Origin of the sequence: Actinosynnema sp. NPDC023658, from assembly GCF_040639995.1 — a bacterium.
Classification (GTDB): Bacteria; Actinomycetota; Actinomycetes; order Mycobacteriales; family Pseudonocardiaceae; genus Actinosynnema.
Genome location: NZ_JBFAAX010000440.1, coordinates 1673 through 3069 on the forward strand (window position 1 = coordinate 1673; position 1397 = coordinate 3069).

General features: G+C 56.7%; 1 rRNA gene (cut by a window edge). It reads left to right on the plus strand.

The features are described 5' to 3' along the window. The first annotated feature begins 137 nt into the window (after window positions 1–137). A 23S ribosomal RNA gene (locus AB0G02_RS28385) occupies window positions 138–1397 on the plus strand (it continues 1644 nt past the right edge of the window).

Here is a 1397-nt window from a genome sequence, read left to right on the forward strand (position 1 = left end):
ACGTGAGTGTCTCTTTCAGCGAGAAACGACAGGGCGATCCCCGCCTTCGAACCGCCGAGTAGTCGGTAGGCGTCGGCACTAGCGGGATGGTGTCTGGTTGTTCTTTGAGAACTGCACAGTGGATGCGAGCATCTTTGTGGCAAGTTATTAAGAGCACACGGTGGATGCCTTGGCACCAGGAGCCGATGAAGGACGTAGGAGACTGCGATAAGTCTTGGGGAGCTGTCAACCGAGCTGAGATCCAAGAATTTCCGAATGGGGAAACCCGGCCTCAGTCATGTGGGGTCACCTGCGCCTGAACACATAGGGCGTGTGGAGGGAACGCGGGGAAGTGAAACATCTCAGTACCCGCAGGAAGAGAAAACAACCGTGATTCCGTGAGTAGTGGCGAGCGAAAGCGGAAGAGGCTAAACCGTATTCGTGTGATACCCGGCAGGGGTTGCGTGTACGGGGTCGTGGGACCTGTCTGATCGTTCTGCCGGACGGTCGAGGAGTCATAAAACACTGTGGTTAGCGGAACGCGTCTGGAAAGCGTGGCCGTAGAGGGTGAAAGTCCCGTACGTGAAAACCCGGTGTCTCCTGACGGTGTTCCCAAGTAGCAGCGTACTCGTGAAATTCGCTGTGAATCTGGCGGGACCACCCGCTAAGCCTGAATACTACCTGGTGACCGATAGCGGACTAGTACCGTGAGGGAAAGGTGAAAAGTACCCCGGGAGGGGAGTGAAATAGTACCTGAAACCGTGTGCTTACAATCCGTCGGAGCCTTTAGGGGTGACGGCGTGCCTTTTGAAGAATGAGCCTGCGAGTTAGTGCTGCGTGGCGAGGTTAACCCGTGTGGGGTAGCCGTAGCGAAAGCGAGTCCGAATAGGGCGGTTGAGTCGCGTGGTCTAGACCCGAAGCGGAGTGATCTAGCCATGGCCAGGGTGAAGCGTGGGTAAGACCGCGTGGAGGCCCGAACCCACCAGGGTTGAAAACCTGGGGGATGAGCTGTGGTTAGGGGTGAAAGGCCAATCAAACTCCGTGATAGCTGGTTCTCCCCGAAATGCATTTAGGTGCAGCGTCGTGTGTTTCGTGCCGGAGGTAGAGCACTGGATGGTCTAGGGGGCCCACAAGCTTACCGAAATCAACCAAACTCCGAATGCCGGTACGTGAGAGCGCGGCAGTGAGACTGCGGGGGATAAGCTTCGTAGTCGAGAGGGAAACAGCCCAGAACGCCGGCTAAGGCCCCTAAGTGTGTGCTAAGTGGGAAAGGATGTGGGGTCGCCCAGACAACCAGGAGGTTGGCTTAGAAGCAGCCACCCTTTAAAGAGTGCGTAATAGCTCACTGGTCAAGTGGTCCTGCGCCGACAATGTAGCGGGGCTCAAGCACACCGCCGAAGCCGTGTCATTCAGATGTA